We start from the raw sequence: 16,496 nt of genomic DNA on the forward strand, positions 1-16,496 counted from the left end.
GCAGGATCACTAGCATCTGGCAACGTTGGATAAACATCATCAAACAAACTTACTTTATGCAAGGTTAATCCTGTTTTTAATCCAAAAGCCAATTTGTGTTCGCCTCCTAAATTTAATGTATAAGAGAAATCTGCATACACATTATTCTCCTCTACCGGTCCAATTTTATCCGAGATAACCGATAATCCCATTCCAACATTCTTACCCACTGGAGCATGTCCAAAAAAAGTCGCTGTTGTCGGCGCATCTTCTATCTCAACCCATTGCTTTCTATATAATAATCCTAATGATAAATTCTCTTTGCTACCAGCATATGCCGGATTCATTACACTCATGTTGTACATGTATTGGGTGTAGTGTGGGTCTTGCTGGGCATGTAGTTCAGCCGTAAAGGCGATTACTCCTAAAGTTACTAAAAATAGTTTCTTCATTATTTTTAATTTATTTTATAATAAGCTAAGCTTATATTAACTTTCTAATTATTTACGCTCTCTGTTAATGTATATCCAACCTGTTTGGGTTTCTAAATCTGTAAAATCTATTACAAAATAGTATGTTCCGTCTGGCAATTCTTTACCGCTATCAGACAATCCAAACCACTCATTTTGATAATTTGATTTAGAATAAACTTTTGTTCCGTATCTGTTGAAAATTTCTACTTTACTAATATCATAATTTGATAAATCCCAACTATCGTTTAATCCATCTCCATTTGGAGAGATCCCTTTTGGAATAGAACAAAACTGAACATTAACGGTAGCCATATTAGAAAGAGCTAATGAACAATCTCCATTATTAATGTTTGATAATTCAATTTCTACAGTAACATTTGAAGTTACAAACTCTACTATACCAAGTCCACTTGAATTTAAAGTAATAGTTTGATTACTTCCTCCATTAATTGAAAAAGTAACAATATTATTAGGAGTCCCGTCTATTTGAAAAATTGCTCTTTCACCTGAACAAACTAATGGATTTACAACTGATAAAGATGGAGCAACTGGACTACTTAATTGTGCTACATTTACAAATAATGCAGAAGTAGCTGAAGAACAAGTTCCATCATTAGAAACAACAGTATAACTTGTTCCTGTTGTCATTCCTATAATTGTTCCAGCAGCATCAATTGTTGGACCTGAAGGCGTAAATGTATAAGTTAATGTTGCATTGTAGTTTGAAATCGAACTCGATCCGTTAGCAGTACAAGTAGGAGCAACTGTACTCAAAGTAGGAGTTGCAGGCGCAATTAACATAGCATTGATATTAAATGAAGCTGAATCCGTTGAAGCACAACTTCCGTTACTAGCAGCAACTACATAATTAGTACCTACAGTCATTCCTGATACAACGCCTGCAGCGTTTACTGATGGTCCTGAAGGTGAAAACACATATATTAACCCAGGAACATAATTAGTTATAGTAGCAACACCATCAGTTGAACAAGTTGATGCTGAAATTGAAATTATTGGAGTGACTGGAATTGATAATTGAGCTGCATTATTAAAAGTTAATGAGGAAGCAGACGTACATGAAGTATTACTTGCAACAACAGTATAGTTTGTCCCTGTAATCATTCCTGTAATTGCACCTCCTAATCCAACAGCTGGACCAACTGGTGAAAAAGTATAAGTTAAACTTCCATCATAATTAGAAATTGAACTAGATCCATCAACAACACAAGTAGGTGCTAAAGAAGTAATTGTTGGAACTGGTGGAGTAACTAACATTGCATTAATACTAAATGATGCTGAACTTAAAGAAGTACAACTAGCATTTGAAGCTGTAACTGAATAACTCGTACCCACTGTCATTCCTGAAATTATTCCCCCTACTCCAACTGTTGGTCCAGTTGGTGTAAAAGTGTAAGACATGCTTGCATCATAGTTTGAAATTGTAGCAACTTCATTAGACGAGCAGGTTGAAGCCGTAATAGATATTAAAGGCTGATTTGGTATTAACAATACTGGATTATTCATAAATGAAACAGAATCTGAAGATACACAAGTTCCATTATTAGCAATAACTGTATAAGAAATACCAACTGTCATGTTAGAAATTGACCCATCCATTCCAACAATTGGACCCGAAGGAGTAAAATCATAAACAACACCTGGATCATAATTAGCAACTGCACTTAATCCATCAGATGAACATGTTGGTGGTGTTAATGAAATAGTTGGAATTAATGGTATTGGTAAAATACCATCTATTGCAAAAGGAGACGAATCTAAAGAAAAACAAACTCCATCCGAAGCTAAAACAACATAACTTGTACCTAATGTCATTCCTGAAATTAAGCCCGTTGCGTCAACAATTGGCCCAACTGGGGTAAATACATAGCTTAAAGCTCCATCATAATTTAAAATAGTTGCAAAACCATTTAATGTACAAGTTGGTGGAGTAACTACAATATTAGGTATTGTAATTGAAGCACCTACAGGATCATTACTAAAAGTAACAGATGAAGCTGAAGAACAGGTTCCGTTACTTGCAACTAAAGTATAGCTAGTTCCAGTAACCATTCCTGTTATAAAACCACCAGAGTTAACCACTGGACCTGTTGGTGTAAAAATATAATTAACAGCAAAATCATAATTTGAAACTTCACTTGAACCTTCTAATGTACATGTAGGAGCAATTGAATTTATTGTTGGAGTATTTGGAACTTCTATAATTGTAATAGTTCCTGTTGCTGTTGCAACTGGTGTACATCCAACAGTTGTAAGAGTGTAATTATATGTTCCTGTTTGAGTAGGCGTACCACTGATAGTAAATGTGTTACCTGCGAAATTAGTAGACAAACCAGTTGGCAAACCAGTTGCAGTAACATCGGTTACTGTACCTGTTGTATCATAAGTTATATTAGAAATAGCTAAACCTGCACACAATACTTGCGAATCAGAACCTACTGGCGAAGTTAAATCTATAGTACAAGTAGATGGAACACAATCTACAATAACATCAACTAACTCAAGAATATCACAAGGACCAGCAACAACTTGAACACCTATAAATGTAGTAGCGGTTGGCGAAAAAGTTGTTGGATCAGTAATTACATTGGCATTTTCGTCATAATATACAAAAGTAAAACTTGCTGGATCATATGGAGTAACCCAAGCCACTTCATAAGATGTCAAATCAATTACAGGATTACATTCGCCAGGTGTGGCCACAATAGGCCCTGTATTATTAAAAGGTACAGCCCCAATAATATTAACTAAAACATCATCTGTGGCTACATCTGAACATCCTGGTCTTGTAACACTTACAGACCAAGTACCATTTTGATTTACCGTTGTAGTATTTGTAGGCGTTGTATATTGAAATACCCCACCTAAATACCAACTATATACTGGAGAACCTGGTAAAGACGGCGCTTGCAAAAAACTCGCTGTTAAAGTTACGTCTGTAGCAGCACCACATAAAATTCTATCTGGCCCCAAGTTTACACCACAAACAATATCACAGCTTAATGTACCTGTTCCTCCTGTTTGATTTAATGAATAAGTTCCAGCTTGACCCGAGAAATTGGTAACTAATAACATATAATATTGTCCAGAAACTGCACCTGTAATATTAACTTGTTCAGTGGCTGAAGCAGAATAACTACAATCTATAACATTATTTGCCCCTGTATAACCAGGAGAATACAATGCTAAATTATTACAAATTCCAGACAATGAATTAAATGGACCCCATAAGATAAAGTCTACATCAATACCATTACCAGAAGCATTTGAAGTTTGGAATAATGTAAAATCCATATTTCCAGATGTTCCTACTTGCATATAGAACCATGCTGGATTGGGTGTACTACCAAGACAGCCTAAACTACCAAAACTTGGAACACCTGTAGTATTATTGAATGGTCCTTGATTACCTGAACACATTGCTGCTGCATTTTCACAAGTAGAAGATTGACCAAACGAAAAACTAACGCTTAATAAAAATATTATTTTATAAAGTAATTTCATAATCTGATTATTTTAGAAATGAGAAATAAGACCAATCCGAAAATTTAGTTTGGTTATTTTCAACCAAAACTAATCTCCATTTAAAACACTTAGTCATTAATTCTAAATGAATTAATTCTCGACTTCCTTTTTTAACAAAGTTTTCTTTATTTAAAACTTGAATTGTTTCTTTATAGTCTGAAGCATTTTCTCCATTAAAACAATCATAAATAGTCACAACTTCAATAGAAACATTTTTATTACTTAAATCAAGTGTTGAAAAATCCCAAGAAATTTTTGCGTTATTGATATAATCAAATTTAGGGTCTTGAAGATTTTCGATTTTAACCCCTTTAAAAATAGCATCATTTTTATCTAATATAGTTTGAGAAAAACCATATTGAAAAAACAAAAAGATACTTAAAAGTAATACTTTTTTCATTTTTTATAGTTTGATAGTTAGTTTATAGAAACACAAATTTAACAAAATTTTAAACTTAAGTACTTTTTTTTTTAATAATTAACACAAAAAAATTATTTTTAAAGTTTATTATTTATCTTTGCACAACTTTAAAATTGAAGAAAATTTAATAGTACGATGACACAAAACGAAGATTTTTCGGATGAAATTGGAAACAACCATATTGGCACTAATGCTCAAACACCATTAAGGAATGACGCTTTTTCTATTTCTGATGATACCAAAATTGAATTGATAAAAAAAGACGTTGAAAACATATTAAATACTCTTGGTTTAGATTTAACTGATGATAGTTTAAAAGGTACTCCAAATCGTGTTGCAAAAATGTTTGTAAAAGAAATTTTTGGTGGACTAAATCCTGTAAAAAAACCAAGTTCTTCTACATTTGACAATAAATATAAATACAATGAAATGTTAGTAGAAAAAAACATTGTTGTTTATTCTACTTGCGAACACCACTTGTTACCTATAGTAGGTCGTGCCCATGTAGCTTATATTTCAAACGGAACAGTAGTTGGTTTATCTAAAATGAATCGAATTGTAGATTATTTTGCAAAAAGACCTCAAGTTCAAGAGCGCCTTACGATTCAAATTGTTCAAGAACTACAAAACGTTTTAGGAACTGTAGACGTAGCATGCGTTATTGATGCCAAACACTTATGTGTAAACTCTAGAGGAATTCGCGACATTGAAAGTAGTACAGTTACAGCTGAATTTGGCGGAAAATTCAAAGAAGACAAAGTAAGAAGAGAGTTTTTGGATTATATTAAATTGGATACGCAGTTTTAGTTTGGCTTAAAGACGAAAGGTTAAGGGTAAAGGGGTTGGCTAAACTTCGTTTAGCGGCTGCCTAAGATTAGGAGATTCCTTGCAAGCTCGGAATGACAAAATCAAAAAACCTGAAACAATAATTTACAACTGAAAACTGAGATTGTCAACTGAAAACTAAACAATAGCCCTGATAGTAATGAAAAGCACGAAGCAATAAAAATGTAGTTTTTGTTGTTTTAAAAATGCGACCCAAGAAGCACTTTTTAAAACGTAAAAAAACAAGTTTTTATGCGAGGACTTGTAATGAATAGCAGGAATAGCTTCAAAAAAATATCAATAATGGAATTATATAAAAATCAATCGTTACAAATATACAATACACTTTCGGGCGAAAAATCGGTCTTTACTCCTATTCATGAGGGAAATATTGGTATGTATGTTTGCGGTCCTACGGTTTACAGTAATGTGCATTTAGGAAACGTGCGTACGTTTATGAGTTTTGATGTGATTTTCCGTTATTTACAACACTTAGATTATAAAGTTAGATATGTTAGAAACATTACCGATGCTGGACATTTAACCGATGATGGAGATGTAGATAACGACCGTTTTGTAAAACAATCGCGCTTGGAGAAATTAGAACCTATGGAAATCGTAAAGAAATATACGGTGGATTTTCACAAGGTTTTAGATACGTTTAATTTTCTTCCACCTACGATTGAACCAACAGCAACTGGACATATTTTAGAGCAAATTGAGTTAACTCAAAAATTAATTGATACTGGATTTGCTTACGAAAGCAATGGTTCGGTTTATTTTGATGTGTTTACTTACAACCAAAAAGGCATGAATTATGGCGAATTGAGTAACCGTAACATCGAAGAACTTTTCGCAAATACGCGCGACTTAGACGGACAAAACGAAAAGAAAAATCCGCAAGATTTTGCGCTTTGGAAAAGTGCATCTCCAGCACATATTATGCGTTGGAACTCGCCTTGGGGTGAAGGTTTTCCAGGTTGGCATTTAGAGTGTACCGCAATGAGTACGAAATACTTGGGCGAAACTTTTGATATTCACGGTGGTGGAATGGATTTGAAATTCCCACATCATGAATGTGAAGTAGCACAAGGAAAAGCGTGTAATGGTCATTCGCCAGTGAATTTTTGGATGCATACCAATATGTTAACAATGAATGGTTTACGTATGAGTAAATCGACTGGAAATTATATTCTTCCGATGGAATTGGTTACAGGTGAAAATACGTTTTTTGAAAAACCATTTCAACCTAATATTGTTCGTTTTTGTTTCTTACAAGCGCATTACAGAAGTGTTTTAGACATTTCAAACGATGCGATGTTAGCAAGCGAAAAAGGATATTCTCGTTTAATGGAATCGTATAAATTAATTCCGATGTTGAAAGCTAGCACTACTTCTACTTTAGATATTGCAAGTTGGAAACAAAGTTGTTATGATGCGATGAATGACGATTTTAACACTCCAATTTTAATCGCACAATTATTTGAAGGTGCGCGTTTTATCAATTTGGTAAACGACGGAAAAGAATCGTTAACTGCTGCAGATATTCAACTTTTAGAAACTACCATTTCAAGTTTCTTATTTGATGTATTAGGAATTAGCAATGAAGCTTCTGGAAATTCAAATACCACTGAAAAGTTAAGTGGTGTAGTTGAAATGTTAATTGGAATGCGAAACGAAGCTAGAGCGAACAAAAACTTTGCTTTATCGGATCAAATTCGCGACCAATTATTAGCTTTAGGAATCCAATTAAAAGACGGAAAAGAAGGAACTAGTTTTACCTTTTAACAATACAAAGAATCTCAATTGAGGTTCTTTTTTTTAATCAATAATCATGTGTAGCCAACACCAATCGAAATATCCAAAAACACTAAAACAATGGTTCGTTTATCCATTTGTTTTATTGGTGCGATTTTATCAGGTTGGGATTTCTCCTTTTACACCAGCCGCATGTCGTTTTGAACCTACGTGTTCGACTTATACGATTCAAGCGTTACAGAAACATGGTTTATTTAAAGGTGGTTGGTTAGCTTTGAAACGCATTTTTAGTTGCCATCCATGGGGAAGAAGTGGTTATGATCCGGTTCCTTGATTTTTTACACAGAGCTTCACGGAGCTTTTTTTGATCTTGATTGTGTTGAATAGAGCAACACAGAGCGTTTCATTTTTCTAATTTTTTAAATTATTTACATTTCTTCGATCTGTGTTCCTGATTATTTTTTCAAGTTTCAGGTTTCAAGTTTGAAGTTGATTTTTGAAATTGACATTGCTCTTGAAAAAATTTCTTATCGGAATTTTAACATGTTTCCCAATAATAATATTTATTTTTACGCTTTAATCAGAAACAAAAATTATGATTCACGCACTAAATATGGTTTGGAATCCTGCAGAGGGGATTGATTTAGGAATTTTCATGTTACGTTTTTACAGCCTATCATGGGTTTTAGCCTTTGGATTAGGTTGGTATGTAATGAAACCTATTTTTCTTAGAGAAAACGAATCTGTGGAATCTTTAGATAAACTTTTTGTGTATACTTTGGTAGCAACAATGTTAGGCGCTCGATTAGGACATGTTTTATTCTATCAATCGGAGCTATTTCACGAAGATCCTTTGAGTATTTTATTACCAATTAGCACTAAACCTACATTACATTTTACAGGTTTTGCAGGATTAGCGAGTCATGGTGCAGCTATTAGCATTATTGTTACTATGTTTTATATTCAGCGAAAAGTTATCAAACGTTCGTTTTTATGGATTTTAGATCGAATTGTAATTCCTGTTTCTTTAGGTGCTATTTTCATTCGTTTAGGGAATTTTTTCAACTCGGAAATCGTTGGTACAGAAACTACTTCTGCTTTAGGAATTAAGTTTTTGAGAGATAAATTTAATGGAAGAGAAGCAATGGAGCAAACGCAAATTGGCGATGTTAACGAAGCTTACAAAGCCATAGAAACCAACCCACAATTTGCAGAATTATTAGCTGCTGTAACACCAAAACATCCAGCACAATTATACGAAGCTATTTGTTATGTTTTTGTATTCGCTATTTTGATGTTTTTATATTGGAAAACAGAAGCTAGAAACAAAGCCGGTTATTTATTTGGATTGTTTTTAATCTTACTTTGGTCGATTCGATTTGTGGTGGAATTTGTTAAAGAAAGCCAAGGTGGTTTTGAACAATATCCTATTTTTAATGCACTTTTAACAGGTCAATGGCTGAGTATTCCTTTTATCCTTATTGGATTTTACTTTGTATGGAAAGCCAAACCAACTATAGATAACTAAAAAAATGCGACTGATTAGAGTCGCATTTTTTTTAGTAAATTAGTTAAAACTTTTTAATTCAACTCCAACACCCAGAACATTCGGTAAATAAGGACCTGAAAACATGTTTGTTATTTTAATTGAATACAACCCTTTTTTAAATTCGCGAGATTTAAACTTATAAAAAAGATCACAATAATCTCCTGTACAATCTGCAAGATGTTTACCTGAATTATCTTTGATATGTAACACTACTTCTTCTACACTATTTCCGTCTGGAGATATTATCTCTATTTTTAATGGAACTTCTGCAAATTGATAATCATAAACATGTGAAAATTGTAATTCTATCAAATAAGATTTATCTGATTTAATTTCAAAATTAAACTCCCTAACATCAGAAGAAGCCCAACGATTCATTTCAAAATCATCATAATATTGTCTTAAACCATCAGATTGGTTACAAGAAAACAAAAATGCAACAAAAAATAAAAGCAAAGTTTTTTTCATATTTATATATTTTATAAAAATAACGTCAATTCAACACATTTATTATACTTTTTTACTTTTAAAAAAGAGTATTATTACATAATCCAAAAAAATAAACCATACTAAATTTTGTACACTATTTTTTCATATCTTTTGAACTAATTTAACTAAGATAATGAAAATAACACATATAAGCGCTGAATGTTATCCTATTGCAAAAGTTGGTGGTCTTGCAGATGTTGTTGGAGCATTACCAAAATATCAAAACACTTCAAGCAATTCATCTCAAGTAATAATCCCTTTTTATAATTTAAAATTTACTCAAAATAACGAATTCAAAATTTTGTTTGAATCAGAATTACAATTAGGAGTTAACAATTACAAATATCGTGTTTTACAACTTCAAGAAAATTCATTAGATTTTGAAGTTTTTTTTATAGATGTTCCTGAATTATTATTTAATGAATATGTCTATTCTTCAGATGACACCGATCGTTTTTTAGCTTTTCAAATTGCTACTTTAGATTGGATTTTAACTTGGAATAAAAAGCCAAACATTATTCATTGTCATGACCATCATACTGGATTAATTCCATTCATGCTTCAAGAATCATTTAATTATGAAACATTAAATACAATTCCGGTAATCTTAACAATACATAACGCTCAATATCAGGGTTGGTTTTCTCATGAAAAAGTAAATTATTTACCTGAATTCAATTTAGATCATTTTGGATTACTTGATTGGAACTACCAAATTAATCCTTTGGCTGCAGGAATTAAATGTGCCTGGGCAGTTACCACAGTTTCACCAAGTTACATGGAAGAATTAAAACAAAGCGCAAACGGATTGGAAAGTTTATTGAGCCATGAGACATCAAAATGCAAAGGAATTTTAAACGGAATTGATGCCGAAGTTTGGAACCCTGAAAATGATGCATTTATTGTAAAAAAATACAAAAGCAGAACCATAAAATCTGGAAGGGATGCAAATAAAAATTATTTATGTAAAACTTTTAATTTAGATGCATCCAAACCTTTATTTGCTTTTATTGGCAGATTAGTTCATGAAAAAGGAAGTGATTTATTACCCGAAGTTTTTAAAGAGGTTTTAAAAAATAGAGATATTTCTGTGTTAGTATTAGGTTCTGGAAACAAAGAAAATGAAGTAGAATTAAATGCACTTGTGTCTGATTATAGTGGAAATTATAATGCATTTATTGGTTATGACGAAAAACTATCACACATAATTTATGCTGGAGCCGATTTCCTTTTAATGCCTTCAAGAGTAGAGCCTTGTGGATTAAATCAAATGTATGCATTACGCTATGGTGCTATCCCTATAGTAAGAAACATTGGTGGATTAAAAGATACCATAATTGATATTGATAATGACGGTTTTGGAATTTTACACGAAGAGGTTGAAGTCAATCAAATTGTTGATGCGATTATTCGAGCTAAAAAATTATATAGTAAAAAAACAAAATTCTCAGACATTAGAAAACAAATAGTAGAAATAGACCACTCATGGTTTGTTTCTGCAAAAGAATACACTAAACTATACAAATCATTATAACACAACAAAACAACAAACCATGATTAACAAAGATGTTCTCTCAATTATTCTAGGAGGCGGTCAAGGTTCTAGGCTTTATCCTCTTACAAAAGATCGTTCAAAACCAGCAGTTCCCATTGCAGGAAAATATAGATTAGTTGATATTCCTATTTCAAATTGCATTAATTCAGATATCAAACGAATTTTTGTACTGACTCAATTTAATTCTGCTTCTTTAAATCGACATATTAAAAACACCTATAGTTTTAGCTTTTTTAGTTCTGCTTTTGTTGATGTATTAGCAGCAGAGCAAACACCAGAAAACAAAACTTGGTTCCAAGGAACTGCAGATGCTGTTCGACAAAGCATGCATCATTTTTTAAGTCATGATTTTAAATATGCTTTAATTTTATCAGGAGACCAGCTGTATCAAATGGATTTTGCTAAAATGATTGAAGCACATAAGAATAGTAATGCCGAAATTACCATTGCTACAATTCCTGTAAATGCAAAAGATGCACCATCATTTGGAATTTTAAAAACAGATCATGAAGATAAAATTACAGCATTTATTGAAAAACCTGCTGCTGATTTATTACCAAATTGGACTTCTGAAACTAGTGCTGAAATGAAATCAGAAGGTAAAAATTATCTTGCCTCAATGGGAATTTACATTTTCAACAGAGAACTTTTGGAAGAATTAATGAAAAACAAAGAAACAAATGATTTTGGTGGCGAAATAATACCCTCTTCAATAAATACAAATCGTGTTTTTAGTTATCAATATGAAGGATACTGGACTGATATTGGAAATATTGATTCGTTCTTTGAAGCCAACATTGGATTAACCGATGATATTCCAAAATTTAATTTGTACGACGTTGACAATGGAATTTATACAAGAGCAAGAATGCTTCCAACTACAAAATATTCGGGTACTTTGCTAGATAGATCAGTTGTAGCTGAAGGTTGTATTATTCAAGCTGAAAGAATAGAGCATTCAGTTATTGGTATTCGATCAAGAATTGGGTCTGGTTCTATAATAACTAACACTTATATGATGGGATCAGACTTCTACGAATCATTAGAAGAAATTGAAAAAAATCATATTAAAACACTTTTAGGAATTGGAGAGCGTTGTGTAATTAACAATGCCATTTTAGATAAAAATTGTAGAATAGGTGATGATGTTAAAATTATAGGAGGAACTCATTTAGAAGATACAGAAACAAGTACTTACGTAGTTAAAGATGGAATAGTGGTAATAAAAAAAGGAGCTGTAATTCCTTCAGGATTCACAATATAACGTATGGCAAACATTATTCCCTATAGTCTTTTTACCGATTTTGATATTGATCTTTTTAAAAGTGGAAAACATTATCGTTTATACGAAAAAATGGGCTCGCATATTACAACAGTTAATGGTGTAAAAGGAACATATTTTGCTGTATGGGCGCCTTCTGCTAAGCAAGTATGTGTAATTGGAGATTTTAATTATTGGACAGACGGCGAATTTAAACTCAACGTTAGATGGGACTCTTCGGGCATTTGGGAAGGTTTTATTCCTCATGTTGGAAAAGGAAATCTCTACAAATATAAAATCCATTCAAACATCAATAATGTTATTACAGAAAAAGCAGATCCATACGCAAGAAGATGCGAACATCCTCCAAAAACTGCATCTGTAATTTGGGATGATAAGTACGAATGGAAAGACTCAAAATGGCTTGAAACCAGAAAAAAACATAATGCTTTAGACGCTCCATATTCGGTATATGAAGTACATTTAAGTTCATGGAAAAAAGTTATTGAGGAAAATCGTTCTCTCTCATATGTTGAATTGGCTACCGATTTAGTCAATTATTTAAAAGAAATGAACTATACTCATGTAGAATTAATGCCAATAATGGAATATCCTTATGATCCATCATGGGGATACCAAATTACAGGTTACTTTGCTCCTACTTCACGATTTGGATATCCAGAAGAATTTAAATATTTGGTCGATCAATTGCATCAAAATGGCATCGGTATCATTCTAGATTGGGTACCTTCACATTTTCCAGAAGATGAGCATGGATTAGGTTTTTTTGATGGTTCAAACCTTTACGAACATCCTGATCGAAAAAAAGGCTACCACCAAGATTGGAAAAGTTTAATTTTCAACTATGGTCGTAATGAAGTACGCTCATTTTTAATCAGTAACGCAATATTTTGGTTAGACCAATACCACATCGACGGATTACGAGTAGATGCTGTAGCTTCCATGTTGTATTTAGATTATTCTAGAGAAGCTGGCGAGTGGGATCCGAATGAATTTGGAGGTAATGAAAACTTAGATACAATATCATTTCTTAAAGAATTAAATGTTGAAATTTATCAATCATTTCAAGATGTACAAACAATCGCCGAAGAATCAACAGCTTTCAGTGGCGTTTCTAAACCCGTTTTTTTAGGAGGTTTAGGATTTGGAATGAAATGGATGATGGGTTGGATGCACGATACGCTAGAGTATTTTAAAAAAGACCCTATTCATAGAAAATACCATCAAAACGATATTACTTTTAGCTTGGCTTATGCGTTTACTGAAAATTTCATGTTACCGCTTTCACATGATGAAGTAGTTTATGGAAAAAATTCAATTATTGGCAGAATGCCTGGTGATGAGTGGCAACGCTTTTCAAATTTAAGATTACTTTTTGGATACATGTTTACACATCCTGGAACTAAATTAAACTTTATGGGTAGTGAATTTGGTCAATATGAAGAATGGAACTTTGAAAAAAGTTTGGATTGGAATTTATTAGATTTTGAACCTCATAAAAACACTCAAAATTTCATAAAAGATTTAAATTCATTCTACAGAAATACACCTTCACTATATGAAAAAGGCTTTAGTAACGATGGTTTTGAATGGATCAGTTATGATGATCATCAAAACTCGGTAATTTCATTTATTCGTAAAGGATATCAAACAAAAGACGATGTAATTGTAGTTTGTAATTTCACCCCAACTGTTTTGAATAATTATAAAATAGGATTACACAAAGCAGGAACATTAAACGAAATTTTTAATAGTGATGCTATAAAGTATGGTGGTTCTGGAATTACAAATTCAAACGCTCTAAATTCTAAAAAAGAATCATGGAACGGAAAAGAAAATTCGCTAGAATTAACATTACCTCCTTTAGGAATAATCGTTTTAGGTTATAAATAACAAACTAATTATAATTTAAAAAAAGCATGAACTTTTATTAATTCAAGAAAATAAAAGTATAATTATTAGTAAAAATAATGAGCCTAAAAAAAATAAAATTATTAGGTTTACAACCAATTAAAATGAGGATTGATTTATGATTTTAAATACCGAACTTGAACAAAAAGGCAACTTATTTCCTTCAAAAATAATTGCTTATAAAAAAGATGTCGACAGACTTTATTTTACTTCTGAAAACAATGTAGTATTACAAGTTACAATTGTAAGAGATAGCGTTATTCGATTTCGTTACACCACAAATTCTATTTTTGAAAAAGATTTTTCATACGCAATTACAAAGTATGCAAGTATTGGATACAACAAATTAGAAATAACTGAAGACAATGAAAAATACATCATTGAAACAGAAAAATTAATATGTCATATTCGAAAAAGCGATATGCATACCATTATGTATGATGCTAAAGATAAAACACTTATCTGCGATGACGAACTAGGCTTCCATTGGGAAGAAAGTTATGAATATGGTGGAAACATTGTAAAAATGTCAAAAGCGGCACAAAATTCTGAAAGTTATTATGGTCTAGGCGATAAGCCAGTACATATTAACTTAAAAGGGAAACGTTTTGAAAATTGGGCAACAGATTCGTATGCTTTTGGTCGTGAAACTGATCCAATTTATAAGGCAATTCCTTTCTATATTGGACTTCACAATAAAAAATCGTACGGAATATTTTTTGATAATACATTTCGTTCTTATTTCGATTTTTGTCATGAAAGAAGAAACGTCACTAGTTTTTGGGCACAAGGAGGCGAAATGAACTATTACTTTATTTATGGTCCTGAAATGTCGGATGTAGTTGCAAACTATACGGATTTAACAGGTAAACCTAACGAAATGCCACCACTTTGGGCATTAGGTTATCATCAATGTAAATGGAGTTATTATCCAGAATCTAACGTAAAAGAAATAACAGCTAAATTTAGAGAGTTACAAATTCCATGTGATGCCATTTATTTAGATATTGATTACATGGAAGGATTCCGCTGTTTTACATGGAATAAAGAATATTTTCCGGATCCAAAAAGAATGGTAAAAGAATTAGCAGATGATGGATTCAAAACCATTGTAATTATTGATCCAGGAATTAAAATTGACATGGAATATAGTGTTTTTAAAGAAGCACTTGATAAGGACTATTTCTGTAAACGTGCAGATGGTCCTTATATGAAAGGAAAAGTTTGGCCTGGTGAATGTTATTTTCCCGATTTCACAAATCCAGAAGTACGAGAATGGTGGTCAAATTTATTCAAAGAATTAATTGAAGATATTGGAGTAGCCGGTGTTTGGAATGATATGAATGAACCTGCTGTAATGGATGTACCTGGGAAAACATTTCCAGATGATGTACGTCATGATTATGATGGAAATCCATGCAGTCATAGAAAAGCACATAACGTATACGGAATGCAAATGGCTAGAGCAACGTATCAGGGCATAAAAAAGTTTTCATATCCTAAGAGACCATTTGCCATTACAAGGTCGGCATATTCAGGAACACAACGTTACACATCGTCTTGGACAGGTGACAATGTAGCAACATGGGATCATTTAAATATTGCTAACATACAAGCACAAAGAATGTGTATGTCTGGATTTTCATTTATTGGATCAGACATTGGAGGGTTTGCAGAACAACCAAATGGCGAATTATATGCGCGTTGGATTCAGTTAGGAATTTTTCACCCATTTTGTAGAACACATTCATCAGGTGATCACGGACATCAAGAGCCATGGACATTTGATAAAACGGTTACAGACGTGGTTAGAAAATTTATTGAAATTCGTTATCAATTATTACCTTATTTATACACCGCTTTTTGGAGATATGCCGAAGAAGGTATTCCTATTTTGAAATCACTTGTCCTCTACGACCAAGAAGATGACCACACCCATTATAGAAATGACGAATTTGTCTTTGGTGAGAAAATATTAGCTTGTCCTATTGCGGAACCAAATGCAAAAGGAAGAAGAATGTATATTCCGAGAGGTAAATGGTATAATTTCTGGACTAATGAAATTATTGAAGGTGAACAAGAAATGTGGGTGGATGCTGATTTAGACAGTATGCCTATATTTGTTAAAGAAGGAGCTGTAATTCCAAAATATCCTATTCAACAATATGTTGGTGAAAAAGAGATAACGCAATTAAAATTAGATGTGTATTTCAAAGAAGGTAAATTAAAATCACAAGTTTATGAAGATGCTCATGATGGATACGATTATAAAAAAGGCCGTTTTAGTTTGAGAAATTTTTCATTAGTAGGGAAGAAAGATTCCCTTACTATTCAACAATTTAAATTAGGAAAATATGAAACTTCGTATGAAACTTTTGAAATTAAATTAATAGGCATTCCATTTAAAATTGATAAAATTGAAATTGACAATGAAACATTTGATTTAAAGAATTTAGATAAACTAAATACAATGATTGTTTCAAAAGAATTTACAGAAATTCATATTATAGGAAAATAAAAGAAAGGGCTTATAATTGTATAAGCCCTTTTATTGTATAAAAAATACTATAAAACTATTTAAATATTAATTAAGTGTTTTGAATTTTAAACTATAATTTAATAATACTTTTACAAACAACAAATCTTTAAATTGAGTTGTCCTATAAAAGGTTGACTCGTTAATAATTCAAATATAGTTAAATCGTAACAGA

The 16,496-nt window shown here is 32.1% G+C and carries 12 protein-coding genes; 8 read left to right on the plus strand and 4 right to left on the minus strand.

The window, feature by feature from the left end; translation table 11 throughout:
* The 3 genes from GFJ94_RS02965 to GFJ94_RS02975 form a co-directional block, all read right to left on the minus strand.
* Nucleotides 1–431 (minus strand): PorP/SprF family type IX secretion system membrane protein (locus tag GFJ94_RS02965; RefSeq protein WP_153200106.1); only part of this gene is annotated, 431 nt, incomplete at its 3' end.
* 48 nt (nucleotides 432–479) lie between these two features.
* Entirely contained in the window at nucleotides 480–3,974 is a 3,495-nt protein-coding gene (locus GFJ94_RS02970) for a gliding motility-associated C-terminal domain-containing protein (protein WP_153200107.1), read from the minus strand.
* A 7-nt stretch (nucleotides 3,975–3,981) separates the two neighbouring features.
* Nucleotides 3,982–4,395, minus strand: coding sequence for a hypothetical protein (locus tag GFJ94_RS02975; protein ID WP_153200108.1), 414 nt, complete (start codon nucleotides 4,393–4,395; stop codon nucleotides 3,982–3,984).
* A 156-nt stretch (nucleotides 4,396–4,551) separates the two neighbouring features.
* Here GFJ94_RS02975 and folE point away from each other — a divergent pair, with 156 nt between their 5' ends.
* From folE to lgt, 4 genes are all read left to right on the plus strand, one after another.
* The gene (folE, locus tag GFJ94_RS02980; RefSeq protein ID WP_153200109.1) at nucleotides 4,552–5,223 is read left to right on the plus strand and encodes a GTP cyclohydrolase I FolE; all 672 of its coding nucleotides are present in this window, start codon (nucleotides 4,552–4,554) and stop codon (nucleotides 5,221–5,223) included.
* Between the two features lie 321 nt (nucleotides 5,224–5,544).
* On the plus strand, nucleotides 5,545–7,029 hold the full coding sequence (cysS, locus tag GFJ94_RS02985) for a cysteine--tRNA ligase (RefSeq protein WP_153200110.1): 1,485 nt from the start codon (nucleotides 5,545–5,547) through the stop codon (nucleotides 7,027–7,029).
* A gap of 46 nt (nucleotides 7,030–7,075) precedes the next feature.
* Nucleotides 7,076–7,333, plus strand: coding sequence for a membrane protein insertion efficiency factor YidD (gene yidD / locus GFJ94_RS02990; protein ID WP_153200111.1), 258 nt, complete (start codon nucleotides 7,076–7,078; stop codon nucleotides 7,331–7,333).
* 261 nt (nucleotides 7,334–7,594) lie between these two features.
* A complete protein-coding gene (gene lgt, locus GFJ94_RS02995; RefSeq protein WP_153200112.1) occupies nucleotides 7,595–8,527 on the plus strand; it encodes a prolipoprotein diacylglyceryl transferase in 933 nt (310 codons plus the stop codon).
* Nucleotides 8,528–8,566: 39 nt separating this feature from the next.
* Here the strand turns inward: lgt and GFJ94_RS03000 are convergent, their stop codons facing one another.
* Nucleotides 8,567–9,016, minus strand: coding sequence for a hypothetical protein (locus tag GFJ94_RS03000; protein WP_153200113.1), 450 nt, complete (start codon nucleotides 9,014–9,016; stop codon nucleotides 8,567–8,569).
* Nucleotides 9,017–9,170: 154 nt separating this feature from the next.
* Between GFJ94_RS03000 and GFJ94_RS03005 the strand changes: the two genes are divergently transcribed.
* The 4 genes from GFJ94_RS03005 to GFJ94_RS03020 all read left to right on the plus strand — a co-directional run bounded on the left by GFJ94_RS03005 (nucleotide 9,171) and on the right by GFJ94_RS03020 (nucleotide 16,303).
* Nucleotides 9,171–10,571 carry a glycogen synthase gene (locus GFJ94_RS03005; RefSeq protein ID WP_153200114.1) on the plus strand — a complete coding sequence of 467 codons (1,401 nt, stop codon included), beginning with the start codon at nucleotides 9,171–9,173 and terminating at the stop codon, nucleotides 10,569–10,571.
* Between the two features lie 19 nt (nucleotides 10,572–10,590).
* Nucleotides 10,591–11,856: a glucose-1-phosphate adenylyltransferase gene (locus tag GFJ94_RS03010; protein ID WP_153200115.1), complete on the plus strand. Its 1,266-nt coding sequence runs from the start codon at nucleotides 10,591–10,593 to the stop codon at nucleotides 11,854–11,856.
* A 3-nt stretch (nucleotides 11,857–11,859) separates the two neighbouring features.
* Complete coding sequence (gene glgB / locus GFJ94_RS03015; RefSeq protein WP_153200116.1) at nucleotides 11,860–13,767, plus strand: 1,4-alpha-glucan branching protein GlgB; 1,908 nt, start codon at nucleotides 11,860–11,862, stop codon at nucleotides 13,765–13,767.
* 136 nt (nucleotides 13,768–13,903) lie between these two features.
* Nucleotides 13,904–16,303: a glycoside hydrolase family 31 protein gene (locus GFJ94_RS03020; protein ID WP_153200117.1), complete on the plus strand. Its 2,400-nt coding sequence runs from the start codon at nucleotides 13,904–13,906 to the stop codon at nucleotides 16,301–16,303.
* The last annotated feature ends 193 nt before the right edge of the window (nucleotides 16,304–16,496 follow it).

Origin of the sequence: Flavobacterium sp. LMO8 (genome assembly GCF_009495755.1) — a bacterium.
Lineage (GTDB): Bacteria > Bacteroidota > Bacteroidia > Flavobacteriales > Flavobacteriaceae > Flavobacterium.